23 protein-coding genes are annotated in these 26,629 nt (G+C 72.3%); 17 read left to right on the top strand and 6 right to left on the bottom strand.

Annotated features, from left to right (window positions below; translation table 11 throughout):
• Positions 1 to 77 precede the first annotated feature (77 nt).
• From ssd to AB0O28_RS00950, 8 genes are all read left to right on the top strand, one after another.
• Entirely contained in the window at positions 78 to 1,274 is a 1,197-nt protein-coding gene (ssd, locus tag AB0O28_RS00985) for a septum site-determining protein Ssd (RefSeq protein ID WP_363634877.1), read from the top strand.
• Positions 1,271 to 2,449: a TadA family conjugal transfer-associated ATPase gene (locus tag AB0O28_RS00980; protein WP_363634875.1), complete on the top strand. Its 1,179-nt coding sequence runs from the start codon at positions 1,271 to 1,273 to the stop codon at positions 2,447 to 2,449. The genes ssd and AB0O28_RS00980 overlap by 4 nt, the downstream gene beginning before the upstream one ends.
• Positions 2,437 to 3,195, top strand: coding sequence for a type II secretion system F family protein (locus AB0O28_RS00975; protein ID WP_363634873.1), 759 nt, complete (start codon positions 2,437 to 2,439; stop codon positions 3,193 to 3,195). The genes AB0O28_RS00980 and AB0O28_RS00975 overlap by 13 nt, the downstream gene beginning before the upstream one ends.
• Before the next feature lie 167 nt (positions 3,196 to 3,362).
• Positions 3,363 to 4,121 (top strand): type II secretion system F family protein, encoded by a 759-nt coding sequence (locus AB0O28_RS00970; RefSeq protein ID WP_363634871.1) that lies wholly within the window; start codon positions 3,363 to 3,365, stop codon positions 4,119 to 4,121.
• Between the two features lie 103 nt (positions 4,122 to 4,224).
• Entirely contained in the window at positions 4,225 to 5,121 is an 897-nt protein-coding gene (locus AB0O28_RS00965) for a DUF4244 domain-containing protein (RefSeq protein ID WP_363634869.1), read from the top strand.
• A 164-nt stretch (positions 5,122 to 5,285) separates the two neighbouring features.
• Positions 5,286 to 5,648 (top strand): TadE family type IV pilus minor pilin, encoded by a 363-nt coding sequence (locus tag AB0O28_RS00960; RefSeq protein WP_363634866.1) that lies wholly within the window; start codon positions 5,286 to 5,288, stop codon positions 5,646 to 5,648.
• 56 nt (positions 5,649 to 5,704) lie between these two features.
• A complete protein-coding gene (locus AB0O28_RS00955; protein ID WP_363634864.1) occupies positions 5,705 to 6,064 on the top strand; it encodes an Rv3654c family TadE-like protein in 360 nt (119 codons plus the stop codon).
• Positions 6,065 to 6,449: 385 nt separating this feature from the next.
• A complete protein-coding gene (locus AB0O28_RS00950; RefSeq protein WP_363634862.1) occupies positions 6,450 to 8,102 on the top strand; it encodes a hypothetical protein in 1,653 nt (550 codons plus the stop codon).
• A 156-nt stretch (positions 8,103 to 8,258) separates the two neighbouring features.
• Here AB0O28_RS00950 and AB0O28_RS00945 read toward each other — a convergent pair whose 3' ends face one another.
• Complete coding sequence (locus AB0O28_RS00945) at positions 8,259 to 10,790, bottom strand: DEAD/DEAH box helicase (RefSeq protein ID WP_363634860.1); 2,532 nt, start codon at positions 10,788 to 10,790, stop codon at positions 8,259 to 8,261.
• Between the two features lie 145 nt (positions 10,791 to 10,935).
• Here AB0O28_RS00945 and AB0O28_RS00940 point away from each other — a divergent pair, with 145 nt between their 5' ends.
• From AB0O28_RS00940 to AB0O28_RS00920, 5 genes are all read left to right on the top strand, one after another.
• Positions 10,936 to 11,286: an STAS domain-containing protein gene (locus tag AB0O28_RS00940; RefSeq protein WP_030506779.1), complete on the top strand. Its 351-nt coding sequence runs from the start codon at positions 10,936 to 10,938 to the stop codon at positions 11,284 to 11,286.
• Positions 11,287 to 11,305: 19 nt separating this feature from the next.
• The gene (locus tag AB0O28_RS00935; RefSeq protein WP_363634858.1) at positions 11,306 to 11,734 is read left to right on the top strand and encodes an ATP-binding protein; all 429 of its coding nucleotides are present in this window, start codon (positions 11,306 to 11,308) and stop codon (positions 11,732 to 11,734) included.
• A gap of 403 nt (positions 11,735 to 12,137) precedes the next feature.
• Positions 12,138 to 14,471 (top strand): sodium-translocating pyrophosphatase, encoded by a 2,334-nt coding sequence (locus AB0O28_RS00930; protein WP_363634856.1) that lies wholly within the window; start codon positions 12,138 to 12,140, stop codon positions 14,469 to 14,471.
• A gap of 169 nt (positions 14,472 to 14,640) precedes the next feature.
• Complete coding sequence (locus AB0O28_RS00925) at positions 14,641 to 15,102, top strand: histidine phosphatase family protein (RefSeq protein ID WP_363634854.1); 462 nt, start codon at positions 14,641 to 14,643, stop codon at positions 15,100 to 15,102.
• 94 nt (positions 15,103 to 15,196) lie between these two features.
• On the top strand, positions 15,197 to 17,332 hold the full coding sequence (locus tag AB0O28_RS00920) for an FUSC family protein (RefSeq protein ID WP_363634852.1): 2,136 nt from the start codon (positions 15,197 to 15,199) through the stop codon (positions 17,330 to 17,332).
• Between the two features lie 4 nt (positions 17,333 to 17,336).
• Here the strand turns inward: AB0O28_RS00920 and serB are convergent, their stop codons facing one another.
• A complete protein-coding gene (gene serB / locus AB0O28_RS00915; RefSeq protein ID WP_363634850.1) occupies positions 17,337 to 18,560 on the bottom strand; it encodes a phosphoserine phosphatase SerB in 1,224 nt (407 codons plus the stop codon).
• 282 nt (positions 18,561 to 18,842) lie between these two features.
• Here serB and AB0O28_RS00910 point away from each other — a divergent pair, with 282 nt between their 5' ends.
• Positions 18,843 to 19,622, top strand: coding sequence for a GNAT family N-acyltransferase (locus tag AB0O28_RS00910; protein ID WP_363634848.1), 780 nt, complete (start codon positions 18,843 to 18,845; stop codon positions 19,620 to 19,622).
• Positions 19,619 to 20,635 (top strand): lysophospholipid acyltransferase family protein, encoded by a 1,017-nt coding sequence (locus AB0O28_RS00905; RefSeq protein ID WP_363634846.1) that lies wholly within the window; start codon positions 19,619 to 19,621, stop codon positions 20,633 to 20,635. Before AB0O28_RS00910 ends, AB0O28_RS00905 begins: the two co-directional genes overlap by 4 nt.
• Before the next feature lie 71 nt (positions 20,636 to 20,706).
• Here AB0O28_RS00905 and AB0O28_RS00900 read toward each other — a convergent pair whose 3' ends face one another.
• The 3 genes from AB0O28_RS00900 to AB0O28_RS00890 are packed head-to-tail and all read right to left on the bottom strand — an operon-like array spanning position 20,707 to position 23,179.
• Positions 20,707 to 21,285 carry a hypothetical protein gene (locus tag AB0O28_RS00900; protein WP_363634844.1) on the bottom strand — a complete coding sequence of 193 codons (579 nt, stop codon included), beginning with the start codon at positions 21,283 to 21,285 and terminating at the stop codon, positions 20,707 to 20,709.
• A gap of 41 nt (positions 21,286 to 21,326) precedes the next feature.
• On the bottom strand, positions 21,327 to 22,520 hold the full coding sequence (locus AB0O28_RS00895; RefSeq protein WP_363634842.1) for an S-adenosylmethionine:tRNA ribosyltransferase-isomerase: 1,194 nt from the start codon (positions 22,518 to 22,520) through the stop codon (positions 21,327 to 21,329).
• On the bottom strand, positions 22,517 to 23,179 hold the full coding sequence (locus AB0O28_RS00890) for an SDR family NAD(P)-dependent oxidoreductase (protein ID WP_363634840.1): 663 nt from the start codon (positions 23,177 to 23,179) through the stop codon (positions 22,517 to 22,519). The genes AB0O28_RS00895 and AB0O28_RS00890 overlap by 4 nt, the downstream gene beginning before the upstream one ends.
• A gap of 124 nt (positions 23,180 to 23,303) precedes the next feature.
• Here AB0O28_RS00890 and AB0O28_RS00885 point away from each other — a divergent pair, with 124 nt between their 5' ends.
• Together AB0O28_RS00885 and AB0O28_RS00880 are read left to right on the top strand one after the other, a co-directional pair.
• Complete coding sequence (locus tag AB0O28_RS00885; protein WP_363634838.1) at positions 23,304 to 24,611, top strand: GAF domain-containing sensor histidine kinase; 1,308 nt, start codon at positions 23,304 to 23,306, stop codon at positions 24,609 to 24,611.
• A gap of 34 nt (positions 24,612 to 24,645) precedes the next feature.
• Positions 24,646 to 25,263: a response regulator transcription factor gene (locus tag AB0O28_RS00880; RefSeq protein ID WP_363634836.1), complete on the top strand. Its 618-nt coding sequence runs from the start codon at positions 24,646 to 24,648 to the stop codon at positions 25,261 to 25,263.
• Here AB0O28_RS00880 and AB0O28_RS00875 read toward each other — a convergent pair.
• Entirely contained in the window at positions 25,236 to 26,537 is a 1,302-nt protein-coding gene (locus AB0O28_RS00875; RefSeq protein WP_363634834.1) for an amidohydrolase family protein, read from the bottom strand. The two genes, AB0O28_RS00880 and AB0O28_RS00875, sit on opposite strands and share 28 nt — an antisense overlap.
• Positions 26,538 to 26,629: the final 92 nt, after the last annotated feature.

Genomic DNA, 26,629 nt, shown 5'->3' with positions numbered 1-26,629 from the left:
CTCTCCCGGGCCGGTCGCGGCCCTCGCATTGTGGTCGTGCCGGACGCCGAGTCGTCCCGGACCACAGGGAGACACCGATGCCACGCCCACTGGCCATAACCACCGATCAGGAACTCCTCGACGATCTGCTGCGCATCGCCGCCGCCGCGGGCGTCGAACTCGACGTCGCCCACGCGGCCGCGCACGTCCGGCCGTACTGGATCCGGGCGCCGCTGGTCGTGGTCGGCAGCGACCTGGCCGACGATCTCGCCGCCACGGGCCCGCCACCCCGGCAGAACGTGGTCGTCGTGACGCGGACGGCCGACGACCCCGACATGTGGCGCAGGTGCGTCGCCGTCGGGGCGCACACCGTACTGGAGTTGCCCGAGGCCGAACGGCTCCTCATGGAGGAGTTCGGCGACGCCGCCGAGCCCGCGACCCGGGCCGGCACGGTCCTCTGCGTCGCCGCGGGGAAAGGCGGCGCCGGTGCCACCGTCCTCGCGGCGTCCCTGGCGCTGACGGCGTCCCGCGGTGGGCTGCGCACGCTCCTGGTCGACGCCGATCCGCTCGGTGGAGGGATCGACGTACTGCTCGGCCAGGAGGAGGCTCTGGGCGCCCGCTGGCCCGACGTGGCCGGGAGGGAAGGCAGAGTGAGCTTCGCCGCCCTTCAGGAGGCGCTGCCCACCTTCGGCGAGCTCACCGTGTTGTCCGCGCATCGCGGCGAGCCGCTGCACATCCCCCGGGAGGCGATGCGCGTCGTGCTCGACGCCGCGAGGCGCGGCTGTGACCTGGTCGTGGTCGACCTGCCGCGGCATCTCGGCGAAGGCGAGGCGGAGGCGCTCGCCAGGGCCGCCGCGACGATCGTCGTCGTTCCCGCGGACCTGCGAGGAGCGCTGGCGGCGGCCCAGACGGTGACCCTGCTCCGGCCGGGGACCGGCGACCTGCGCCTGGTTATGCGCGCGGGAACGCTCGAGCCGGACGTCGTCGCGGCCTCTTTGTCGGCCCCGAGCGCCGGCGTGATGCCGGAGGTTCGCGGACTTGTGGAGACCCTGGATCGGGGCGACCCGCCGCCGTTGCGCCGCTCCCCGTTGGGCCGCTTCTGCGCGGAGCTGCTCGAGTCTCTCCTGAGCGGTTCCTCCAGGACTGACCGGATTGAGCGGACCGGTCGGGTTGAGCGGGCTGAGCGAACCGACCGGGTTGCGCGGACCGGTCGGGCTGAGCGGGCTGAGCGAACCGACCGGGCTGAGCGGACCGGCCGGATCGGTCGACCGGCCGCCGGGGCAGGTGGCCCGTGACCCGCGCTGGCCCGGTGACCGTTCCCGGGGTGGGTGCGGATCTGGTCGAGGCGGTCCGAGTACGGCTGTCGCAGACCGGTGCCGTTCCCACCGCGGCCCAGGTGGCGGCGGCCCTGCGCGCGGAGCGGGCCGTGCTCGGCGACGCCGAGATCCTGGCCGTCGCACGCACGCTGCGCGCCCATCTCATCGGCGCGGGCCCGCTCGAAACCCTGCTGGCCGAGCCGGGCGTCACGGACGTCCTGGTGAACGGGCCGCGGGAGGTGTGGGTGGACGACGGGGACGGCTTGCGCAGGACAAGTGTGACCTTTCCGGGAGACGACGAGGTCCGCAGGCTCGCTCAGCGTCTGGCCGCCGCGGCAGGGCGGCGTCTCGACGACGCATGTCCCTACGTGGACGCCCGGCTCGCCGGCGGTGTGCGCCTGCACGCGGTACTCCCGCCGATCGCGGCAGAGGGGACCTGCCTGTCCCTGCGGCTGCCCTCGCGGCGGGCGTTCACCGTGGAGGAGCTCGCCTCGGAGGACGGAGCCGCCGTGCTCCGCGCGATCGTGGCGGCGCGGCTGGCGTTCCTGGTCACCGGGGGCACCGGCACCGGCAAGACGACAATGTTGAGCGCCATGCTCTCCCTCGCGGGTCCGGCGGAGCGACTGCTGCTGGTCGAGGACTCCGCCGAGCTGCAGCCCGTGCATCCGCACGTCGTGCGGCTGGAGGCCCGGCCGCCGAACCTGGAAGGCGCGGGCGGGGTCGAACTGCGCGATCTCGTACGGCAGGCCCTCCGGATGCGGCCCGATCGTCTCGTGGTGGGCGAGGTGCGGGGAGCGGAGGTCGTCGATCTCCTGGCGGCCTTGAACACGGGCCACGAAGGCGGCTGCGGAACGCTGCACGCCAACAACGCCGCCGATGTGCCCGCCCGGCTGGAGGCTCTGGCCTGCGCCGCGGGGTTGTCGCGGGAGGCGGTGCACAGCCAGATCTCCGCCGCGCTCGACCTCGTCATCCACCTGGTGCGGGATGCCGGGGGCGGCCGTCGCCGCGTGTCGGAGATCTGTGTGCTCGAACGCGGTCCGTCCGGCCTTGTGACGGCGGTTCCGGCCCTGACCTTCGGCACGGACCGCGCGGCCCGCCGGGGCCCGTCCTTCGACGCGTTGCGAGCACGCTGCCCGGCGTCATGTCCGTCATGACGCCGCCGGGCGGGCTGGCCTTGGGGGTGGCCGCGGTGCTCGCCGCCGCCCTCGCCGCCTGGGTGTGGGCCGGGCCGGTTTCCGGGGCGACACGCCTGGCGTCGCTCACCGGAACGCGCCGGCCAAGGAACCTGCGCAGGTTCTGGGCGGCTCTCGCGCTCCGTCCACGGCCGGGGGCGACGGCGGCGGCCTGGCGTGCGGCGTCCATCGAGTTGTGCCAGAGCCTGGCGGCCGAGCTGTCGGCGGGCAGGCCTCCCGGTGACGCTCTCGCGCGGGCCGTCTCCTCCATCAGCCCACCCGATCCGGTCGCGCTCGCCCCGGTGGTCGTCGCCGCCAGAGATGGCGGCGACGTCGCCGCGGCCCTGCTGAGCGCCGCACCCGCCCGCGGTGGGGAGGGCCTGGTCCGGCTGGCCGCGTGCTGGCGGGTGAGCGTGACCGTGGGCGGCGGTCTGACCGCACTGGTGGAACGGGTGTGCGCGTCCTTGCGGGAGGAACAGGCCCATCGGGAAGAGGTGACCGCCCAGCTCTCCGGGCCTCGGGCGACCGCCCGGATGCTGGCGGGCCTGCCCGTGCTCGGCCTGCTGATGGGCGCCGGACTCGGTATGAATCCGCTGGCGTTCCTGCTCGGCGGCCCGGCTGGGCTCGCATGTCTGGTCGTCGGGCTCGCCCTCGACGCCGCCGGCGTCTGGTGGACGCACAGGCTGGTCACCCGGGCGGAGGAGCTACCGGGATCCGATCCACGGTGATCGCCTGAACCGGCGTGTGCCGCGCCGGCGGCGGCCAGGTGATCGAAGGTGGCCGCGCTGGGCGGGCGGGCGCGGGTGAATCAGGTGTGAGCCCTCAGGATGGGCGAGGACCGCCGTGTCCGGTTACGTCGCCGCCCACGAGGGTTTCGTGTGAAGGGGGGCGAGACATGCTGGCCGTGCTGGCCGGGATTTTGACCACGCTGGCGATGCTGGCATGGCCGGTGGCCCGTTCGCCGGACGCGCGGCTGAAGGCCATCGCGTCGTCGGCGCCGTCACCCGAGGCGCCGATTCCGGGAACGTCGGTCCCCACGCCGGTGGACGTGAGCGCGTCCCGCCGAGGAGTGGCCGTCGCGGCACCTGTGGGATTCGCGATCTTCCTGCTTCTCGGCGGCCCGGCGGGAGTGCTCGCTGGGACGATGACGGCCATCGGCCTGTTCGTCGCTGTTCGCAGGCGGGAGCCCGCCGAAGTCAGGCGCCGGCGGGAGCGGATGGGGGCCGACCTTCCGTTCGCCGTCGATCTGATCGTCGCCTGCCTCCGCGCCGGGCAGCCGATGAGCGGTGCCGTCGAGACGACCGCCGGCGCGATAGCGGGCCCGGTGGGCGAGCGCCTCTCGTGGGCCGGTGCCCGGATGCGCCTGGGCGCACCTCCCGAGGAGGCGTGGGCCGTTCTGTCCGACGAGCCCGCGCTCGCCGCCCTGGCCAGAACGATGATCCGGGCTGCCCAGAGCGGCGCGCCGGTAGCCGAGGTCCTCACCCGGCTCGCCGACGACGCCAGACGTACGGCTCAGGCGGCCGCTTCGGCAGCGGCACGACGGGTGGGAGTTCACGCCGTCGCACCGCTTGGGCTGTGCTTCCTGCCGGCCTTCGTCTTTCTCGGGATCATTCCCATGGTCGCGGGCCTGGCCGGCCAGATCCTCCTGCCGTGAACACCCTGTGGATAACCGTCATCCACAGCTGTGGACGGTAGGCCGGGGCAGATGGTGCGGAAAGCCCCCGACTCCTGGTCGTTCATCCACAGGTGCCGCGCCGATGCTGTGGACAACTCCGATGGCGCGACTCTTGTCCACAGAACCGTGCTCGGCCCGAATTCCGCTGCCCGCGATGCCACAACCTGGCCCCAGCACGGGCGGAGGGGCCGCCCCGAGCGGGTCAGGAGGACCGATGAGCAAGCACGCGGCGACTGGAAGGAACCAGACGGGTCCGATTCTCCGGCGGCGAGACGGTGACGCGGTGGGCCGTCACCGGGCGCGACCGGCACGATGGGCGGCCCTCGTGCGCTCCGTGCGGAGGGCGCTGCTCAGCCGCGCCGGGGGAGCGTCTGTCTTCGCCCGTCTCGGCCACGGGGCAGGATCCGGCGGCTCCAACGTCTCGGGGCCGTCGATGTGCTCCGGACGTCGCTCCGGGCCTCGCTCCGGGCGACGGCCTGGCTCCGGTCCCGGATTCGGCCGCCCGGGTTTCGGCCCCGGAGCCGGCTGTGTGGGACGGCGGGCGGTCGTCGGCCGACGGGCGGCGGACGGCCACGGCTTTGGCGTGGCCGTGGCGGGGCGTGTCCTCGTTTTCAGCGCGCTGGCCGCTCTCCCAGGGGCGGCACTGCCGCGGCGGATGGGTGCCGGGCGTCAGGGCGCGAGGCACGAAAGCGCCCGGTTGTGGAGGGTCGCGCAGACGATGCGCGCCGCCGTCAGGCGGTCGTCCGTGGTGCTGCGGCATTCCGGCGCCGGAATCCCGCGGCGCGCCCGGGAGCTGAGCATGCGGTGGGCGGTGCAGGCCGCGACGAGGGCCGACGCGGGGATGTCGACCGCGGAATACGCCGTCGGCACGATCGCCGCCTGCGGGTTCGCCGCACTTCTCTGGAAGGTGGTCACCAGTGCCGAGGTGAGGTCCATGCTCGCCGCGCTCATCCAGAAGGCGCTGAAGCTGGCCGCATGAGGCTGTCGATGCTGCGTCGACATGTTCGGGTGGCGCGCCGATGTGCCCTTGTGCTGCGTCGACATGTTCGGGTGGTGCGCCGATGTGCCCTTGTGCTGCGTCGATCTCCCGAGATGTCGCGGCCTCGTGTCCTGGACATGCGGCTCGGGCGGGGGCGAGGCTCGGTGACCGCGGAGACCGCTGTCGCTCTCCCCGCCCTCGTGCTGGTGCTGACCGCCTCACTGTGGGTGGTGACGATCGCGGGCGCCCAACTGCGATGCGTGGACGCCGCCCAGGCCGGCGCACGGGCGGCTGCGCGGGGCGAGGCCACCGAGGAGGTGAGCGCGACGGTGCTGAGACTGGCTCCCGAGGGTGCCACGGTGTCCATCAGCGCGGGGGCCGACACCACGCGGGTCGAGGTCATCGCGACCGTTCGGCCACCGTTCAGGTCACCGTTGCCGCCGGCTCGCCTCCGGGCAGCCGCCGTCGCGGCCACCGAACCCGGCGTACTGCCGACGACGGTGGATACGTCGGCGCCTCCGCCTTGAAGGCGGCGGATCCCCGGACTCCGGAAAGCAGGGGAGACCTCGACTGGGAGGACGGCGTGCGCCACGTGCGGGAACGCGGCTCGGCGACCATCTGGACCATGGCCCTCATGACCGTCGTATGGGCGGTGGCGATGGTCGTCGTTCAGGTGGGCGTCGCCCGCGTCGCGCGTCACCGGGCGCAGAACGCCGCCGATTTCGGCGCGCTCGGGGCCGCCCGCGTGGCGCTGGCGGCCCCGGATGAGGCGTGTGAACGAGCGGAGGCGATCACCACTGCCAACGGCGCGTCGTTGCGGTCGTGCTCGCTGTCGGACGGCGTCGCGGAGGTGACGGTGAGGGTGCGGTTCCTGATCCCTCTTCTCGGTCCCACGACGGCCGCCGCTTCCGCCAGGGCCGGTCCGGTCGGTGCGGCGACATGAGGGGGTGTGCGAGGGCGGGCGCCGGTAAGCGGGGGCCGGTGGGCGGATCACCGCGCGGAAGACAACACCGGCTCCTCCCCGCCGTCGTAGGTTCTGCGCGGGCGAAAGACACCCGTAGAGCTGCGATGACACCTCATCGGCTGCTCCGGACAAAGCCCAGCATATGGTTCACTTCGGGATCTTGAGTAATGTCGTGCAACCCATGTCGCAATAGAATCACGACTTCTTAGACATAGGGTCCAAGAGTGGACGGCTGTCGTAAAGTGCCGCGTACTCTCAGTCGTCGGACACATTCGGCCAAGGCGGCCGGGGCGGACGGTTCTCCACGAAGGGATGCCTCGTGACCAGGGTTCGCAGGCTGGGCACAACGGCGATGATCGTTTCGATGGCTCTGGCGTCCGCGCTGACTGTCGGCGCCGCACCGGCGAACGCGGCCGACGCGGAGATCCTGTCCCCGGCGGACGGGGAGGTCGTGAAGTCGTCCGGTCCGGTGGCCGTGTCCGCGAAGACGGACTGGTACCAGATCAGCATGTCCCTGTACGTCGAGGGCCCGTCCGTGTCCCGGCAGAAGATCGCCACTGGCGGCGCGAACCAGACGATCAGCGGATCCTTCGATCCCGGCGACGCCCCCAACGGCACGTTCACGGTCAGCCTGTCGGGTGAGGTCACGCGCAAGACCTACGCCACCTCGACCTTCGTGCTCAGCCGTCCGCCGGAGGTTCCCACCGGGGTCGAGGCGCAGCTCAAGAACCCTACGACGATCCTGGTCAGCTGGGCGAAGGGCGCAGAATCGGATCTCCAGTCCTACGAGATCAGCTCGGTCAAGGCCGGCAAGTCCGGCTCTGTCTCCGTCGACTCCGCCTGTTCCGGCTCGTCCTGTAAGACGAGCCTCGCGATACCGGCCGGGCTGGGTGGGGAGAAGGTGGACGTTTCCGTCCGGGCGTTCCGATCGGACGGCACCGGCGGCACTGTGGGATCTCAGCGCTCTTCGGCCGCGTATGTGGCCGTTCCCGCGCCGAAGGCGTCACCGAGCCCCTCTCCGACACCGTCGAAGACGCCGGACAAGTCGGCGGCCGGATCGCAGGCCGCCAAGACGCCGAAGACACACCAGTCCACGGCCGTGCAGAACCCGGTGCCCACGCTGCCGAAGGACACAAAACTCCCCGAAAACGCCACACATCCCCAGGACACCGAGCTGCCGAAGGACACCGAGCTCATGCTGCCGGAGGCGAACGGCGGCAGCGATCAGACCGAGCCGGTGGTCGTTCCCGAGAAGACCGACGATCCGAAGATGACGGCTCAGTCCTCCTTCCTGCCGGTCGGGGGGCTCAGCACCGGCGCGTACATCGCGCTCGCCGTCGTCCTGCTGCTCACGGGCGCGAACCTGGGGGCCTGGCTGCGGCGCAAGGGCCTGACCGGTGACATCGCGGGCGACGGACAGCCTCGTGGCTCCGGACCGCAGCCGGCCGACGGAAAAGCGGACGCCTCATCGCTGACCGCCACGGTGGCCAGTGGCGCGGCCGCGCTCACCGGCGCCGCCACGGCGAAGGCCCGAGGGGCCACCCCCGTCCGGCGTCCTTCTGTCATCCTCGCCAGGCCCAAGGCCCGCGAGAGTCTCCCCGAGACGGAGACGGAAGCGGAAACGGAGACCGGCACCGAGGCCGGCCCGGACGCGCCCATCTCGACGGCCGCGAACACGCGGACCACGCCGTCCGATCAGGAGCCGACCGCCCCGCTCACCCCCTCGGACCAGCAGGAGTCGCCGCGGCTCGTCGCTGAGACCGACTCCGGTGCGTCACCGGCGGAGGAGGCGACCTCCGCCACTCTCATCGGTGACGGCGGCCAGGCGTCCCTCTCTCACGTGACGCTGTCTCCCGCAGGGCCGTCCCCTCGGGTGCCGGCGGTCCCGGCACCAGCGGTGCCCGCTGGTGCGGCGATCAACGGGCAGTCGCCGGAACGGCCTCTCCGGCAGCCCGAACCGGACGTCTGGACGGAGGACGACGACTCCCTGTACTCCGGCCGTCGCCGCGACCTCTGACGGTCGAGAGCTTCCGGTGACCCACCGGGAGCGCGCGCCCGTATCCGCGCCCCGGACGGCCACACGGTCACCCGCCGGAGCAGGAGCAGGACGCCGAGGCCGGCCTCTCGTTCGCTCGAAGGGGCCGTGTCCGCACCTGGCACCTGACGCACCCGATCAGGCGCGCAAAAGGATGTCGAGGAGGCGGATCGCCCCGGCCTTGTCGAGAGGCTCGTTGCCGTTGCCGCACTTGGGAGACTGGATACAGGACGGGCAGCCTCGTTCGCATTCGCACGAGGCGATCGCCTCCCGCGTCGCCGTCAGCCAGTCGGACGCCCGGGCGTAGCCGCGCTCGGCGAAGCCCGCGCCTCCGTCGTGGCCGTCGTAGACGAAGACCGTGAGCAGGCCCGTGTCGGGGTGGAGTTCGGTGGACACGCCCCCGATGTCCCACCGGTCGCAGGTCGCGAACAGCGGCAGCAGGCCGATCGAGGCGTGCTCGGCGGCGTGCGCGGCCCCCCCGAGATCCACCGCGTCTCCGGGCCGGGTCAGATCGGCGAGGGCGGGCGTGGGCAGGGTCCACCAGACCGCGCGGGTGCACAGTGTGCGCGGCGGCAGGTCGAGCGGCTCCTCACCGAGGACCTCCCCGGTCTGGGCGCGCCGCTTGAGGTACGAGACGACCTGGCGGGTGACCTCCACCGAGCCGAAATGCAGATCGCCGGGTCCGAAGGGCCGCGAACGCAGCGACTCCATCACACGGATGTCGGTGACGTCCCGCGCGAAGGTCGCGTAGTCCGGTTCGGCTGCGGTGACCAGGGCGACCCCCGCGTCCAGGTCGAGCACGTCGACCACGAACGTCTCGCTCTGGTGCAGGTAGACGGCCCCGGGATGGACCATGGTGTGCGCCGACGGCTCGTCGACCGTGCCCAGCAGCCGGCCGGTGGAGGCCTCCACGACCTGCACGGGAGCGCCGCCCGAGCCGCGGATGTCCGCCAGATCGGCCGCGTGGTCCCGGCTCGTCCAGAACCACCCGGTGGGCCGCCGGCGCAGCAGTCCCTGACTCACGAGGTCGTCGAGCACGCCCCGCGCCGCCGGGCCGAAGATCTCCAGGTCGTCCTCGGTCAACGGGATCTCCGCGGCGGCCGCGCACAGGTGGGGTGCCAGCACGTACGGATTGTCCGGATCGAGGACGACGGCCTCCACCGGCCGTCCGAACACGGCCTCCGGGTGATGGACGATGTAGGTGTCCAGCGGGTCGTCCCGGGCGATCAGCACCGCCAGCGCGTCCTGCCCGGCGCGTCCTGCCCGGCCCGCCTGCTGCCACAAGGAGGCACGGGTGCCGGGCCACCCGGCGATGAGGACCGCGTCGAGTCCCGAGACGTCGACGCCGAGTTCGAGAGCGTTGGTGGTGGCCAGGCCGGTGATCTCGCCCGACCGCAGGGCCTTCTCGAGCACCCGGCGGTCGTCGGCCAGGTAGCCCGCCCGATAGGCCGCCACCCGGTCGGCGAGCCGGTTCCTCTCGCGATCGGTCCCCGCTCCGGTTCCCGCCGTGTCCGCGGTGCCCGGGACCGCCGCGAAGGACCGTCCGGCGTCGCCCGGGCCGCTCAGCTCCTCCCGCGCGTCCTCGGCGTCCTGCCCGTATGGCGCGGGCCCGGCGTCCTGCCCGTATGGCGCGGGCCCGGCGTCCTCTCCGTATGGCGCGGGCCCGGCGTCGAGGAGGGCCTCGACCTCCTCCAGCGTGCGGCGGGCGGTGAGGGCCACGGCCTCCGCGGCCCGGCGGGAGCGGACGAACGCGAGAGTGCGTACGTCCTCGATGACGAGGTCCGCCAGAAGGTCGGCCGCTTCGGCTGTGGCCGTACGGCGGACCGGGGCCCCGCTCTCCCCGCGTAAATCGGTCAGAGGCGGCTCCCACAGGGCGAAGGTGGTCGAACCCTTGGGAGAGGCGTCCGTGGTCACCTCGGCCATCTCAAGGCCGGTGAGGCGCATTCCCGAGGCGGCCGGGTCGCTCGCGGTGGCCGACGCCAGCAGGAACACGGGAGAGGAGCCGTACTTGGCGGTGACCCGGCGCAGCCGGCGCAGGATCTGGGCGACGTGGGAGCCGAAGACGCCGCGGTAGCCGTGGCACTCGTCCACGACCACCAGCCGCAGCCGCCGCCAGAAGGACGACCAGGACGAGTGGCGAGGCAGAATGGACCTGTGCAGCATGTCCGGGTTGGTCAGCACGTAGTTGGCGTTCTGACGGACCCAACGGCGTTCCTCATGCGGCGTGTCGCCGTCGTACGTCGCGGCGCGCACCTGCGTGAGCCGCAGCCTGCGCAGGGCCCTGAGCTGGTCGGCGGCGAGCGCCTTGGTCGGGGTGAGATACAGCACGGTGCCGCCGGAGAAGATCTCCGTGACCGCCGGCACCAGGTAGGCCAGGGACTTTCCGGACGCCGTCCCCGTGGCAATGATCACGTTTCGGCCACAACGTACCAGCTCGGCGGCCTGAAGCTGGTGCTCCCACAGGCCGGTGACCCCGTGCGGGCGCAGCCGCGAGACCAGCGGTTCCGGAGCCCACTCCGGCCACCTTGCGTCACTCGCCTGACGTGCTGGAACATGCTCCACATGAGTCACGCGCCCCCGGCGCGCGGGAACCGCGAGCAGACGGGTGAGAAGGTCGCCTGTTCGGGCAGAGGACGAAGAAGTCGGAGTCACTGGTTTCCAGTTTGGCATCTGCGGGGAGAGTCGCCCGGAGTCGTGATTTCGTATAGACACGGAGTCGTAGCGTGGTTGAATGCCGCGCATCGGGTCGTGCCTCTGGACTACCAGGATGCATGACCTGTATCGAGACCTACGCAAGTAAGGCGCTGGAGGATCTGTGGATCTGAAGTTGGACCACCATTCCGAGGACAATCTCACCATCGTCGATGTCGAGGGTGAGATCGACGTCTACACCGCGCCCAGACTGCGTGAGCTGCTGATCGACCTGGTCAACAAGGGCAACTTCCACCTGCTCGTGAACATGGAGAAGGTGGACTTCCTCGACTCGACGGGCCTTGGCGTGCTGGTCGGCGGCCTCAAGCGGGTGCGGGCGCACGACGGCTCCCTGGAGCTCGTCTGCACGCAGGAGCGCATTCTGAAGATCTTCCGCATCACCGGCTTGACGAAGGTCTTCGGGATCTACGCTTCGGTCGAGGAGGCCAAGGAAGCCCACGGCCGGGACAAGTGACGGCTGGGGATTCGGCAACATGGCCACCGTCGAGCTGACGTTCAGCGCTCTGCCCGCCCACGTGCGTACGGCCCGGCTGGTCGCCACGGCCATCGCCCGGCGTACGGGTGTGGCGGAGGCGATCTTGGACGAGGTGCGGCTCGCCGTCGGAGAGGCGTGCTCGCGGGCTGTGGAGGCGCACCGCCTCCACTGCCCCGGCGAGCCGGTACGCATCGAGTTACGCGATGACGCAGGGCGTTTCGAGGTGACGGTCACCGACGCCGCCCCGAGCGAGGACGTGACGCCTCAGATGCTGGAGGCGAACGGCAGCCTCATGCCCGAGATCGACAATCTGGGCATCGCGGTCATCGCGGGGCTGGCCGACGACGTCGAGGTGCTACCCGGGCCCAAGGGCATGCGCATCCGCATGAGCTGGCCCGCGTCTCCCAACGGCGTCGCCGCCCTCTGACCGGCCTCGGAGGACGTACAAGACCTTCGAACAGATCGAGTGTCGCCCCCGGCGTGACACTCGATCTTTGTTATGCCCGCCCTGATTTGGGATGTCCGAAATCAGGGATCGGGGAGTGTCGTAACCAGGCCGACCTTCACCGTGGTGCCCCTGACTCCGCTGGTCAAAGCACCTTCATAGCGGCGCAAATGTTCGCCTATTACTGGACGCCGTCTCGATTACGCGCCACGAGGGCCTTCATATCCGTGGCATCGCTGCGTAGACTCCCGGCACCGGCCAAGGTATTGCGGATGCAACCGGAAGCGGCACTTGCCAACCCGCCCGGAAGCGCCGCACGACCAGTGGGTTCGTCCAGCGCCGCCCGGGCAGGAGGACCGAAACCCCGTCTGGCCGAGGAGGACGGATGTCTGCCTTGCACGCCGCTGGCGAAGGCGCAGCGGTAGCTCTGAACGGTTCCCATCTCACTCTTGTCATCGTTGTCGCCGTCGTGGCTTTGCTGGCATTGGCCGTCGCGGGCGGCCTGGTCCGGGAGGTGCTCGCCGCCGGGCAGGGCACCGAGCGAATGCAGAACATCGCCCGTGCCGTGCAGCAGGGCGCCGCAGCGTATCTCACGCGGCAGTTCCGAACGCTCGCGATATTCGTCGTCATCATTCCGTTTCTGCTTCTGCTGCTCCCGGCGGGCTCGACCGGAGAGCGCATCGGCCGGTCCGTCTTCTTCGTCGTCGGCGCGGTGTTCTCCGCGCTGACCGGCTTCATCGGCATGTGGCTCGCGGTGCGCGGAAACGTCCGCGTCGCGTCCGCCGCCCGGGAGTCGGGTGAGAAAACCGCGATGCGCATCGCGTTCCGCACGGGCGGCGTGGCCGGCATGTTCACGGTCGGCCTGGGCCTGCTGGGCGCCGCGATCGTCGTGCTGGTCTACAAGGGCGACGCGCCGAACGTCCTCGAGGGGTTCGGCTTCGGCGCCGCGCTGCTCGCGATGTTCATGCGTGTCGGCGGCGGCATCTTCACCAAGGCCGCCGACGTCGGCGCCGACCTGGTCGGCAAGGTCGAGCAGGGCATCCCGGAGGACGACCCCCGCAACGCCGCCACCATCGCCGACAACGTCGGTGACAACGTCGGCGACTGCGCCGGCATGGCCGCCGACCTGTTCGAGTCGTACGCCGTCACCCTGGTCGCGAGCCTGATCCTCGGCAAGGCCGCGTTCGGCACCGAGGGCCTGGTCTTCCCGCTGATCGTCCCGATGATCGGTGTGATCACCGCGGTCATCGGCATCTTCACCACCGCCCCCCGCGCCAGCGACCGCTCCGGCATGTCCGCCATCAACCGCGGCTTCTTCATCTCCGCCGCCATCTCGGCCGTGCTGGTGGCCGTCGCGGCGTTCGCGTATCTCCCGTCGAGCTTCGCCGACCTGTCCGGCGCCGCCGCGGACGTCGCCTCCGTCACCGCCGACCCGCGCCTGATCGCCATCGGCGCGGTGCTCGTCGGCCTGATCCTGGCCAGCGCCATCCAGATCCTCACCGGCTACTTCACCGAGACCAACCGCCGCCCGGTCCGGGAGATCGGCGAGAGCTCGCTCACCGGTCCCGCCACCGTCATCCTGTCCGGCATCTCGGTCGGCCTGGAGTCCGCGGTCTACTCGGCGCTGCTGATCGGCGGTGCGGTCTACGGCGCCTTCCTGCTCGGCTTCGGCAACGTGACCGTGGCGCTGTTCGCCGTGGCCCTCGCCGGCACCGGCCTGCTGACCACGGTCGGCGTGATCGTGTCGATGGACACCTTCGGCCCGGTCTCCGACAACGCCCAGGGCATCGCCGAGATGTCGGGCGACGTCGAGGGCGAGGGCGCCCGGGTGCTCACCTCCCTGGACGCGGTCGGCAACACCACCAAGGCGATCACCAAGGGCATCGCGATCGCGACCGCCGTGCTCGCGGCGACCGCGCTGTTCGGCTCGTTCCGTACGGCGGTCGAGGGCGAGCTCGCCAAGGCGACGCAGGGCGTGAAGAACGCCCTGGGCTCGTTCGCGAACTTCAGCCTTTCGGTGGACGCGCCGAACGTGCTGGTCGGCCTCGTCGTCGGTGCGGCCGTGGTGTTCCTGTTCTCCGGCCTCGCGATCAGCGCCGTCGGCCGCGCGGCCGGCCGGGTCGTCTACGAGGTGCGCGAGCAGTTCCGCACCAAGCCGGGGATCATGGACGGCACCGAGCTGCCGGACTACGGCCGCGTGGTGGACATCTGCACCCGCGACTCGCTGCGCGAGCTCGCGACCCCGGGTCTGCTCGCCGTGCTGACCCCGATCGCGGTCGGCTTCGCGCTCGGGTACGCGCCGCTCGGCGCCTACCTCGCCGGCGCCATCGCGTCCGGCACGCTCATGGCGGTGTTCCTCGCCAACTCCGGCGGCGCCTGGGACAACGCCAAGAAGCTGGTCGAGGACGGCCACCACGGCGGCAAGGGCTCGGAGGCCCACGCGGCCACCGTGATCGGCGACACCGTCGGCGACCCGTTCAAGGACACCGCCGGCCCGGCCATCAACCCGCTGATCAAGGTCATGAACCTGGTCGCGCTGCTGATCGCCCCGGCCGTCGTCGCGTACGCCGACAACGTCGCGGTCCGTGCCACCGCGACGGTCGTCGCCGTGGCGGTCGTCGTGGGCGCGGTGGTCGTCTCCAAGCGCCGGTCGACGAGCATCGCCCCGTCCGCCGAGGCCGACGCGGCCTCCCGTGCCACGGAGCCCGTCGCCCACTGACGCGGCCTCCAGCCGACCCTGAAGGTCCCCTGCTCCGGGAGCGGGGGACCTTCTCCATAAACTGTGCACTTATGGACAAGCCGAACGGGGGCAGGACGCTGGCGCTGATCCTGCTGACCATGGTGGCGATGCTCGCCGTGATCGTGGGCCTCGCCGTCTGGGCCATGCCGTGAGCATCCGGACGCTCGTCGTGGTCAGGCACGCCACGGCCGGAGACGCGCCCGGCCTCTTGGACACCGAACGTCCTCTCACCCCGCGCGGGGAGCGGGAGGCGCGGGCGGCCGGGGAGGAGATACGGCGGTTCGCTCCCGATCTCGTCCTGTGCTCGCCGTCGGTCCGCACCCGCAGGACCGCGGAGCTGCTCGGCCTCGACGCCCCCGTGGAGATCGAACGCGACATCTACGAGGCGTACCCGGACGACCTGCTCGGCGTGCTGCGCCGCACGGACGGCGAAATCGCGTCGGTGGTGCTCGTCGGCCACAACCCGGGCGTGCACGAGCTCGTCGCCGCTCTGACGGACGCCCGGCTCGACGGCTTCCCGCCCGCCGCGTACGCGGTGATCGGGCTGGACGTGCCGTGGGAGGACGCCGCCCCCGGCACGGGGCGGCTGATCCACGCGAGCCGGCCCTGACGAAGGCCCTGACGACGGCCCGGGAAAGGCCCGGGGAATCCGATAGCGGCCCGGGAACGCGGGTAGTAAGAGTCGCCTGCCGCTCAGGAACGTCGTGCTCGCCAGGGCGCCGAGGCTGGAGGATCCGCGCCTCGCGCTCGGCTTCGGCCTGACCGGGGCCGCCTGCCTGGTGATCCCGCTGCTCACGGGCCTGCTCACCGGTCATCCCGCGGGCGGCGCGACCGTCGGTCTCGGCGCGTGGCTGGTCGCGGGGCGGGCCATCGCGAACCCCGCGGGCGTGCGCACGCCGTACCTGTTCGGGGTCGTGCTGTCGGTCGGCGTGGGGACGTCGCTGGGGATCCTGCTGTCGGGGAGCAGCTGGCTCATGGTTCTGGTCGCCTCGGCCCTGGCCGGGCTCGGCGGCCTGGTACGCCCGATCGGCGTCACCCCGGCGCTCACGCTGCTGCTGACCGCGGCCAATCCGCTGCCGCTCGACCCCCTGCCGCACACGGGCCTGCAACTGCTCGGCGGCCTGCTGGCGGCCGTCCTGCTCACGCTGTCCTGGCCGTGGCGGCGCACCCGCCCGATCGTCACGATATTGGGCGAGACGGCCGACACCCTGGCCGGGCTGGTCGAGGCGGTGGCCGATCCCGCGGTGGGGCAGGACGAGTGGGACGAGCGCCGCAGGAAGGCCTCCGACGCGATCGCCGAGATCCGTACGGCACGGGCCCGCCGCCTGCGGTGGGAGCGGTCACGGGCGGCCGAGGACGTCGCGATCGCGCTGCGCCGGGTGTTCCACGAGATCATCGCGTTGCGCGGGCTGTGCGACACGCTGGCACGACGGGCGCCCGGCGCGGCGGACGAGGTGGGGCTCGGCGGCCTCGTGGACTCGATGTCCGCGGCACTGCGGGCGTATCTGGCCGACTGCCCGCCCGAGCAGGTGTCCGTCGTGGACTTCGGCGACCGGGTGGACCGGCTGCGCGAGCGGGTCGCGGGCGGCGAGCGTGAGATGGTCGTGCTCGTCCTCCTCCGCCAGATCGCCCACAGCGCCGGGCGGGTCCAGGAGGCGCTCGACGGCTCCGCCGAGGCGGCCGGCCGCCTGTGCGCGCCCGGCCTCGGCCCCGCTCTCGGCCCCGCTCTCGACATGGCCACCCTGGCGGCTCCCCCGTCGCTCGCCTTCGACGACCCGCGCGTGCGGCACGCCCTGCGGGTCGTGCTCGGCACCGCCTTCGCCTCGATCGTCATCGTGCTGTTCAAGCCCGCGTTCCCGCACTGGCTGGTGATCGCGGTGCTGGTCACCATCCAGCCGACGTACGGCGAGACGCGCGCGAAGGTGTGGTGGCGGGTGGGCGGCAGTACGGCGGGCGGGCTGGTCTCGGCCGCCATCCTGAACGTCGCGCCCGGTCACTGGTCGCTCGTCGCGCTGATCGGGGTGTCGGCCGCGCTGGCGTTCGGACTGGCCCCGACCCACCAGGCCTACTGGGCGACGTTCATGACGATGTGCGTGCTGCTGCTGCTCGACTTCCAGGTGCCGCAGACCGCGAAGATCGCCGAGTCGCGGGTCGTGCTGACCGTCGTCGGCGGCGTCATCGCCATCGCGTGCGCGCGGCTGCTGTGGCCACGGGGAGAGACGGAACGGCTGGCCGAGCGGCTCGGCCGGATGCTCGACTCCCACGCGGCCGTCGCCCGGACACTCGCGCAGCTGGCCCGGGGGAAGACCGGTGCCGAGCGGGCCGAGGAGCGGATCAGGAAGGCCGCGGTGGACGCCGAGATGGTCGCCGGGGCGCTCGGCTACATCGCCAAGGAGCCCGGCGGCACGGCCCCCGACGCCGTCGACGAGGCCCTGGAGGCCGCCCAGCGGGTCCGCGACGACCTTCTGACGCTGATCTCGGTGCTCCGCGACGAGCCGACCGGCGCCGGGCCGGTCCCCGACGTCCTGGACGCCGTGGCCGGCCACCTGCGGGCCGCCGCACAGGCCGTGCGGGGGCGGGAGCCGTACGAGCCGGCGGCGGACGTGAGCCGGGGGCTCGCGGACGACGCCGTGCGGGTCGGCGCCCAGGCCGAGCGCCGGCTCACCGAACTGGAGACGGCCGCGACCGAGCCGAGCCCGGGGACGGCCGCCACAGAGCCGGGCTCGGGACGGGCGCTGCTGCGCACCGCCGCCGTCGACCAGGCGTTGCGCTCGCTGGACGCCGACGCCGTACGGCTGTGCACGGCGGCGGCCGGGGCGTTCGCCACCCCGCCGTCGTGACCCCTCAGGTCAGGGCGGGCGGCATGCCGTCCTCGGCGTCGGCCGCCTCGACCTCATCGCGGGAGATGCCGAGCAGGTAGAGGATCGAGTCGAGGTACGGCACGTTGACCGCGGTGTCGGCCGCCTGCCGGACGATCGGCTTGGCGTTGAAGGCGATGCCGAGACCCGCGGCGGCGAACATGTCGAGGTCGTTGGCGCCGTCGCCGATCGCGACGGTCTGGCTCAGCGGGATCCCCGCCTCGGCCGCGAAGCGCTCCAGGGCGCGGGCCTTGCCCGGCCGGTCCACGATCTCACCGACGACGCGGCCGGTGAGCCGGCCGTCCAGGACCTCAAGGGTGTTGGCGGCCGAGTAGTCGATGCCGAGGTCGGCCACGAGGGAATCGGTGATCTGGGTGAAGCCGCCGCTGACGATCGCGAAACGGTAGTCCAGCCGCTTGAGGGTCCGCACCAGCGTGCGCGCCCCGGGGGTGAGGACAACCTCCTTCACGACCTTCTCGAAGACCTCCTCCGACAGCCCTTCGAGCAGTGCGACCCGCCTGACCAGCGACTCGGCGAAGTCGAGTTCGCCGCGCATGGCCTCGTCGGTGACCCGGGCGACCTCGTCCAGGCAACCGGCGTGCTTGGCCAGCAGCTCGATTACCTCGTTCTGGATCAGCGTCGAGTCGACGTCCATCACGATGAGGCGCTTTGCGCGGCGGTGCAGGCCGCTGCGCTGCACGGCCACGTCCACCTGCTGGGCGGCCGCCTCGGCGGCCAGCTCCGCCCGCAACGCCTGAGGGTCGGCGCCGGACACGGCCAGCTCTATGCACGTGACGGGATAGCTCGACAGCCGTTCGATCCTGTCGATGTTCGCGCCGCTCGCCGCGATCCGGCCGGAGATCCCGGCCATGGCGGCGGGCAACAGCGGCGCGCCCAGGACGGTGACGTGCAGTCGCCCGCGCCGCCGCTTTTCCTTGGAGGTCGTGCCGGTCGCGATCTCCAGGTCCATGTCGAGGTCGGCGGCGACCTGCTCGACGGCCGTCCACAGGCCGCCGATCGTGCCTCCGGTGCCGGTCGGTGGCCCCCCGGCGTAAGCGACGAGCACGCCCAAAGTGAGGCGTCCACGGATGACTACCTGCTCCACGTCGGCCACGACGACCGGAAACCCGGCCAGCACGGAGAACAGCCTCGAGGTGACGCCCGGGCGATCCGGACCGGTCAGCGTGATCAGGAGCGTGCGCTGGTTCACGTTGTTTGAGGTTACTGTGCGGCTTGTCATGAGCGCGCACGAGGTTCACGATGCGGACGCCTTCATGCCCCCGCCCTGAGGGTCCGCTGTCATTTCCGCATGTCGTCATGGTGGTGGGCCGCGGAGCAGGCCGGGACCCGAGGAGGCGCGGGCACGCGATCTCCTCTCGGGTGCGGTGCCCCCGGCTCCGTGCCGGGCCGGCCCCACCGGTGCCACCGGTGCCACCGGTGCCACCGGTGCCTCCGGCGCTGCCGACGCATCCCGAGGAAGGACGTGACGCGCATGACGGTTTCCCTGGAATCTCCTGGCTCCGGGCACTCCCATGACCCGGGGGGCTCCGGTGGCCCCGGCCGTTCCGGCGACTCCGGCCGCTACACCGTCGGGCTCGCCGAGAGCGCCGCCGACCTGCGCGCCGCCCAGCGCCTGCGGTATGAGGTGTTCGCCGGGGAAATGGGCGCCCGGCTCGACTCCCCCCTGAACGGACTCGACGCCGAACCGCTCGACGCGTACTGCGACCATCTCCTCGTCCGCGAGGGGAACACGGTGGTCGGCACCTACCGCCTGCTGCCGCCGGGCCGTTCCGACCGGCTCTACTCCGACTCCGAGTTCGACCTCGGCGCGCTGCGGGGCCTGCGCGGCGACCTGGTCGAGGCCGGGCGTACGTGCGTGCACCCCGACCATCGCGGCGGGGCGGTCGTCGCCCTGATGTGGGCCGGGATCGCGCACTACATGACCAGCCGCGGGCATTCCTGGCTCGCGGGCTGCTGCTCGGTGCCCCTGGACGACGGCGGCGCGGTGGCCGCCGGGGTCGTCGACCGGGTCGAGTTGGGGCCGCAGGAGTATCGAGTCACGCCGCACCGGCCCTGGCGCGACGCCGGGATCTCCCGCCCCGACCGGTTCGTGCTGCCGCCGTTGCTGCGCGGCTACCTGCGTCTCGGCGCGTGGATCTGCGGCGCTCCCGCGCACGACCCGGACTTCGGCACCGCCGACTTCTTCGTGCTGCTCTCGGTGGCCGACGCCGACCCTCGCTACCTGCGGCATTTCCTCGGACGGACACGGTGAGCGGCGTCGCGCACCCGCCGGCGGCCTCCTCCGCCTGGCTGCCCGTCTCTCCCTGCGCGCCGGATGTCTGCCTCCGCACGCAGGCGCGTACGGCCGGTCCCCTGCGCCGGGCCGCCCGCCTGACGGGCGCGGCCGCCGTGCTGCTCGCCGGTCTGCCGATCGCGCTCACACTGGGGCGTACGGCACGGCGCGGGGCGATCACGGCGCGCTGGTCGCGTCTGCTGTTGCGGGCCCTCGGCGTCACGATCGTGACGCGCCGCGGGTTCTCCTGTCTTGGGGGCTCGGCGCGGGCGCGAGCCGTGCCCGAGGAGGACGGGCCCGCCCTGGTCGTCGGCAACCACGTCTCCTGGCTCGACCCGCTCATCATCACGGCGACCTTCGCCTGCCGCCCGCTGGCCAAGGCGGAGGTGGGCAGGTGGCCGATCGTCGGTACGCTCGCCGCCGGGGGCGGAGCGCTGTTCATCGACAGGGACAGGCTGTCGGCCCTTCCCGGGGTCGTCGCGGCCATGACCGCCGCGCTGCGGGGCGGCGAGAGCGTGGCCGCGTTTCCCGAAGGCACCACGTGGTGCGGACGGGGGATGGGCCGCTTCCGGCCCGCGATGTTCCAGGCGGCGCTCGACGCGGGGGTGCCCGTACGGCCGGTGGCGCTGCGTTTCCTCGAAGGCACCGCGGTTCACGGAGGCACCGCGGTTCACGGAAAAACAGGGGTTCAGGGAAACACAGCGGTTCAGGAAAACACAGCGGTTCAGGAAAACACAGCGGAGCGGGCCGCCCTTTCCACCCGGCCGTCGTACGTCGGGGACGACACGCTGCTCGCGTCCGTCCTGCGAATCGTCGCGACCCGGGACCTCGTCGCGGAGGTGACGATCTTCCCCGCCGTACGGCTGAACGGATCGATCGCGCTCGGTGGGCGGGCGCATCGGGCGGAGGCGCGGGCGGTGCTGGCGCGGATCGCCGAGGCCCAGGTGAGAACGGGGCTCTTCGAGCCCGCGGAGCAGGTCGCGGCGGCCTGACGGGGGCGGTCACACGATCGTCGGCGCCTGCCCGGAGAGGCCGGGCGGGCGCCGTGAACGACGGACGGATCTCAGCGGGTGATCGAGCTCTTCGACTTCACCCAGCCGATGCTGTCGCCGAACTCGCTGAGCAGCTCCCTGGGGTCGGTGTTCGTCGACGTGTCGACGACCGCGCCGCCGAAGTAGCCGTAGAGCTTGCCGCGGGCCGACCCGCTCACCTGGGCCTTCGCCCAGAACGTGTAGCTCTTGCCCTTCTTGAGACCGGGCAGTACGCACAGCGCGCGGGTCCGCTCCCGCGTGCAGTGCTCGTGGTAGTTGGTGCCGTGCGGGACGTAGATACGGGTCTTGGTGACGTTCTTGGGGAACTTGACCGCGAGGAAGATCTCGTCGGTCCTGGTCCTGAGGTTGTTGACGAGCCTGACCTTGAACGAGACCACACGCCCGGCACGGACGCTGTAGGGATAGCTGACCTGGATGCGGACGGGTGCCGACGCCGCCGTGGACGACGTGGACGCCGTTGTCGCGGCTGACACGGTGGTCGCGGCTGAGGCGGTGGTCGCGGCGGAGGCGGGCGCGCCGGAGGCGACCAGCGCGCCCGCGGCCAGTGGCACGGCCAGCAGCGCGGTCGGCTTGCCGATGGGGGTACGCATGCGGTCAGCCTTGACGATCGAGATCACGGTTTGATCACGTATCACACGATGAGATGGCTGTCGCCGAACTCGTGCCAGAGGTAGCCCTCATCGAGCGCCGCTTCGTACGAGCGGGCCAGCACGCCGGTCCCGGTTATCGCCGACAGCATCATCAGGTGGCTGGAGCGGGGCTCGTGCAGGCCCGTGATCAGGCCGTCCACCACCCGTACGCCCTCCGCCGGCGTGACGACGTGCGAGGTCCAGCCCGACACCGCACGCACCGTCCCCCTGGCGGCCTCCGGCTCCGTGCCCCCGCCCGCTCCCGGCTCCGCGTTCCTGGCCGCCTCCGGCTGCGTGGCCGAGTACGGCGGGTCGAGCGGCGTTTCCAGAGCCGCCGTCTCCAGCGCCGCCGTCTCCAGAGCCCTGACGACGGTCGTGCCGACGGCGATCACCCGGCCCCCGTGCTCTCGGGTGATGTTCACCAGCCGTGCCGTCCACGGGGAGACCGAGAACCACTCGGGATAGGGCGGCTCGTCCTTCTCCGGGGACGCGACCCCGGTGTGCAGCGTGATCGGTGCGACGCCGATCCCCCGGCCGACCAGGGCGGTGACGAGGTCCGGGGTGAACGGCCGGCCGGCGCTGGGCATCTCCGCGCTGCCCGGCTCGACCCCGAAGACCGTCTGGTAGTCGGCGAGCGGCCAGTCGCGTCCCACGTAGCCGTACCGGATGGGCACGCCGTGCGCGGCGAGGTAGGCGAGCACGTCGCGATCCAGGCGGGCACGCCACAGGCGCGGCGTCTCCTGCGCCAGCAGGCGCAGCGTGGCCCCTCCCGGCAACGGCAGCCATTCCCCGGGCGCCGCGCCGGAGTAGGGCTCCGTCGCCGTCGCCGTACGGCGGCGCAGCTCGACCAGCCACTCGCCTGACGCGAGCCGGCCGGAGAAGTGGACCGCCAGCCGGTCGAGCCGTACCGCCGCGGGCAGGGTGGCGGAGTTGTTGACCACCAGCAGGTCGCCGGGGGACAGCAGCGACGGCAGGTCGGCGAAGATGTGGTGGGAGATCTCGCCGGTGTCGCGGCGGGAGACCAGCAACCTGACCTCGTCGCGGCGCAGCCCGCGCGCCTCCGGCGGTTCGTGCGCCTCCAGCGGGGTGCTCAGCGTGAACTCGAACGCCCCTTCCGGCCCGTACGGCCTGACGCTGACGGTCGCGGGTGCTTCGGCCCGGGTCCGGGTGACGGGGCGAGGGCCGGGGGTGGTCATGTCAGCTCTCCCCGGGTGAAGCGGCCGGGGGCGGGGCGCGTGCCCACGAGGCGCAGCAGCGCCGGGACCACGCTTTCCGGCGGAGGCGCCGCCCCCGCCTCCTCCGGGCCTACGGCGTCCGCCAGCATGCGGGTGCGCATCTCGCCGGGGTCCACCCACCAGACCGCCACGTCGGGCTCCTCGGCGGCGAGGATGTTCGAGACCTGGTCGAGGGCGGCCTTGGTCGCACCGTAGCCGCCCCAGCCCTCGTAGGCCTCCACCGCCGCGTCCGAGGAGATGTTGAGGATGGCGCCCCGCCGCTTGCGCAGTGCGGGCAACGTCGCCTGCACCAGCGCGAGCGGCGCGATCACGTTGGTCTCGAACAGCGCGCGCAGCGCGTCGAGCGGATAGTCGGCGAGCCTGGGCAGCGGGGCGGGCCCGAGCCCGCTCGCGTTGTTCACCAGAAGATCCAGCTCGGGCACGGCCTCGGCGAGCCTGGCCACGTGCGCGGGGTCGGCGACGTCTCCGGGAACGGCCCGGGCGCCGAGGTCGAAGGCCGCCGACATCAGGTCCTCCTCGCCACGCGCGGTGAGCAGGAGCGACCAGCCGTCGGCGGCGAGCGCCGTGGCGAGAGCCAGTCCCAGCCCTCGCGACGCTCCGGTGATGAGTGCGTGCTTCATGTGCCTCACGCTAGGAACCGGCACGTCAGGCACACATCGGGCCGAGGCCCGGCCGTCGCTCGGCAGTTGGGTCTAGGACCGGCGGCCGACGCGGCCCACCGGGCGCGGGTCCTAGTCTGTGTCCGTGCCCGAGCCTGCCGACGCGGTGCCAGAAAAGGTCCGTTCCTCGCCCGAGCCGGCTGGTGCCGCGCTCACGCCGGCCGTCTCCACAGCGGCCGGCAAGGCCGTCCCGGTGCCCGGAAAGGCCGTCCCCGCGCGCGGCGGTGAAGCGTCCGCGGACGACGTGTCCGAGGACGACGCGCGGGACCGCGACGCCGTGCTGCACGCGGTCAGCTCGGCCGTGCTCGCCGTCACCCGGCATCTGTCGGTCCGCGAGGTCCTCCAGGTGATCGTGCGGTCGGCGGCGCGGCTGCTCGACGCGAAGTACGCCGCGCTCGGCGTGCCCGACGACGACGGCGCGTTCGCGGAGTTCGTGGCCGAGGGCATCTCGGACGAGCAGTGGGCCGCCATCGGCCCCACCCCGCGCCAGCACGGCATGCTCGGCGCGATGCTCCGCGAGGGGACGCCGGTGCGGCTGGCCGACATCCGCAAGGACTCCCGATTCGAGTGGTGGCCGAAGGCCCACCCCATCCTCAAGGACTTCCTGGGTGTGCCGATCATGGACGGCGGCACGGTGCTCGGCATCATCTTCCTGTCCAACAAGCGCAGGCCCGGCGGGTTCGACCAGGCCGACGAGGATTTGCTGACGTTGTTCGCGGCGCACGCCGCCATCGCCCTCACCAACGCCCGGCTGTACGAGCGGGGGCGTGAGCTCACGGTCGTCGAGGAACGCACGAGGATGGCCCGCGAGCTGCACGACGCCGTCAGCCAGAAGCTGTTCTCGCTGCGGCTGACCGCGCGGGCCGCCGCCGCGCTCGCCCGTACGGATCCCGAGCGGGCGGCCGAGGCGATCGAACGGGTCGAACGGATGGCGGGAGAGGCGTTGACCGAGCTGCGCGCGGTGATCGTGGAGCTGCGCCCGGCCGAGCTGGACCGGCACGGCCTGGTGGAGAGCCTGCGCAAGCAGGCGGCCCTGCTCGACCGCCTGCACCCCGTGACGGTCGCGTTCTCCGCCGAGGGGGAGCCGCCCCCCGATCTGGCGCCCGAGATCGAGGTCGCCGTGCTCCGCGTCGCGCAGGAGGCGCTGCACAACGCCGTACGGCACGCCCGTGCCGCCCGCATCGGCGTACGGCTCGCCCACGACGCGGCCGGGCTCGTACTGGAAGTGAACGACGACGGCGTCGGGTTCGACAGCGCCGGATTCACCGGGGCCGGGATGCGCGGCTTGGGGCTGCCGTCCATGAGCGACCGGGCCCAGGCCGTCGGTGGCACGCTGACGGTCTCCTCCGCGCCCGGCCGCGGCACGACCGTACGACTGGAGGTGCCCGCGTGATCCGCATGCTCATCGTTCGGCTGGGGGTGGCCGCGTGATCCGCGTGCTCATCGCCGACGACCACCCCGTCGTACGGCAGGGCCTGCGTACGTTCCTGGAGATCCAGGAGGACATCAGCGTCGTGGGGGAGGCGGCCGACGGCGCCGAGGCCGTCGAGATGACCGCCGCGCTCGCTCCCGACGTGCTGCTGCTCGACCTGAAGATGCCGGTGCTGGACGGCCTCGGCGCGCTCGCGGAGCTGTCCGGCCGGGACGTTCGGGTGCTCGTCCTTACCTCGGTCAGCGACCGCGGCGACGTGGCCCCGGCCATGCGGGCGGGCGCGGCGGGCTTCCTCTACAAGGACGTGGACCCCGGCGCGCTCGTCCAGGCGATCCGGGCGGTGCACGGCGGGCAGGTCCTGCTCGCGCCGGAGGCCGCCGAGGCGATGCTGGCCGGCGCCGCCGCCCAACCGGCCGAGGCCGCCGCCCTCACCGACCGCGAACGCGAGGTGCTGCGGCTGCTCGCGGCCGGGCGCTCGAACCGCGAGATCGCCCGCGAGCTCGTGGTGGCGGAGAAGACGGTGAAGACGCACGTCTCCAACGTGCTGATGAAGCTCGGCGTGCAGGATCGCACCCAGGCCGCGCTCTACGCCGTACGGAACGGCCTCGCCTGAGCATGCGCGGGTTCACCGGCCAGCCGGGCGCCGCGCCGCCAGACGGCCCGGATGTTCAAGGTGTCGCCGATGGCCGCGGTGGGGTCGCCGTCGACCAGGAGGAGGTCGGCGCGCAGCCCCGAGGCGATGCGCCCGCGGTCGTCGAGCCGGAACCGCCGTGCGGTGGCGGCGGTGGCCGCGTGGAGCGCCGCCGACGGGGTGAGACCGGCGCGGACGAGGTATCCCAGTTCGTGGTGCACGCTCGCGCCGTGGGCCAGCCCGCCGAGGAACGGCACGGGAATGGAGGTGTCGGTGCCGACGAGGACGTCCACGCCGGCCTCGTGCAGGGCCGCCACGGACGCCAGCACGTCGTCGAGTCTGCCCTGCGGGTAGCGGTTGAAGCTGCCGCGCAGGGTCTTGTCCCAGCGGTCGTCGAGACGCCTGCTCACCCGCGGGTCGTCGGCCAGCGCCTCACCGGTCATCCCCATCAGTGAGGCGTTCAGGCAGACGCACGGGACGACGAAGGCGCCGGAGTCGGCGATCATCCGGATGATCTCGGGGGTGTGCGGGCGGTCCATGAACAGGTGGGCGAGGCCGTCCACGCCCGCCTCGATCGCCATGCGGGTGGCGTCGGCGGTGAGCGCGTGGGCGACGGCGAGCATCCCGTGCCGGTGGGCCTCGGCGACGCCGGCGTCCAGTGTCGCCTGGTCGAGCGTGGGAAGGCCCGGATGCCCTTCGACGGTCCCGTCGTCGACCATGAACTTGATGTAGTCCGAGCCCGAAGCCACAAGGCGAGGAATCCACGCCACCGCTTCCTCGGGGGTGGTGACATGCGGTTGCGGGGGAGGGCCTGCCTGCCACCGGTCATCCGGCGCGCCGTCCCCGGCGGACGCCCGGCCGCCGCGCCCGATGAAGGGACGGATGTCGAAGTCGTCGGGGATCAGCTCGCTGGGATGCCCGCCCGGTGCCGTGAGGCCGAAGCCGGCGGAGCGGACGTCGGCGAGCGTGTCGTCGTCCTCGATGTGGGCGCGGTTGTGCCGCGTGTGCCCGCCCTGCATCTCGAGTTCCGTCGTCACGCCGAACGTCAGGGCGAGCGCGAGGGAGTCCTCGCTGGTGTGGACGTGGGCGTCGATCAGGCCGGGAAGGAGGGTCGCCCCGGCGGCGTCGACGACCTCGGCGTCGGAGGGCATGTCCCCTCCCACGGCGAGGATCCGCCCGTCGCCGACGAGCACCCCGGCGGGGCCGATCGGCCTCTCGCCGTCGAACACCAGGGCGTTGACGATGGCGGTCTTCATGTCTTGTCCGATCCGTCGAGCTGATGCATAGGCCCCTATGTAAACAGATACATAGGGGCCTATGCAACGGACGTGCACGGTGTCGGTAGCCT

Source organism: Microbispora sp. NPDC088329 (assembly GCF_040685655.1).
GTDB lineage: Bacteria > Actinomycetota > Actinomycetes > Streptosporangiales > Streptosporangiaceae > Microbispora.
Note: the sequence above shows the minus strand (reverse complement) of the source record. Positions and strands in the feature narration are given on the sequence as shown.

Bases quoted from the DNA above. Each gene is read 5' to 3' on its own strand.
- AB0O28_RS00875 (WP_363634834.1), bottom strand. From the start codon at position 26,537: ATGAAGACCGCCATCGTCAACGCCCTGGTGTTCGACGGCGAGAGGCCG.
- AB0O28_RS00890 (WP_363634840.1), bottom strand. From the start codon at position 23,179: ATGAAGCACGCACTCATCACCGGAGCGTCGCGAGGGCTGGGACTGGCT.
- AB0O28_RS00975 (WP_363634873.1), top strand. From the start codon at position 2,437: ATGTCCGTCATGACGCCGCCGGGCGGGCTGGCCTTGGGGGTGGCCGCG.
- AB0O28_RS00945 (WP_363634860.1), bottom strand. From the start codon at position 10,790: ATGCCAAACTGGAAACCAGTGACTCCGACTTCTTCGTCCTCTGCCCGA.
- AB0O28_RS00935 (WP_363634858.1), top strand. From the start codon at position 11,306: ATGGCCACCGTCGAGCTGACGTTCAGCGCTCTGCCCGCCCACGTGCGT.
- AB0O28_RS00910 (WP_363634848.1), top strand. From the start codon at position 18,843: ATGACGGTTTCCCTGGAATCTCCTGGCTCCGGGCACTCCCATGACCCG.
- AB0O28_RS00970 (WP_363634871.1), top strand. From the start codon at position 3,363: ATGCTGGCCGTGCTGGCCGGGATTTTGACCACGCTGGCGATGCTGGCA.
- ssd (WP_363634877.1), top strand. From the start codon at position 78: ATGCCACGCCCACTGGCCATAACCACCGATCAGGAACTCCTCGACGAT.
- AB0O28_RS00930 (WP_363634856.1), top strand. From the start codon at position 12,138: ATGTCTGCCTTGCACGCCGCTGGCGAAGGCGCAGCGGTAGCTCTGAAC.
- AB0O28_RS00950 (WP_363634862.1), top strand. From the start codon at position 6,450: ATGGCTCTGGCGTCCGCGCTGACTGTCGGCGCCGCACCGGCGAACGCG.
- AB0O28_RS00965 (WP_363634869.1), top strand. From the start codon at position 4,225: ATGCTGTGGACAACTCCGATGGCGCGACTCTTGTCCACAGAACCGTGC.
- AB0O28_RS00895 (WP_363634842.1), bottom strand. From the start codon at position 22,520: ATGACCACCCCCGGCCCTCGCCCCGTCACCCGGACCCGGGCCGAAGCA.
- AB0O28_RS00900 (WP_363634844.1), bottom strand. From the start codon at position 21,285: ATGCGTACCCCCATCGGCAAGCCGACCGCGCTGCTGGCCGTGCCACTG.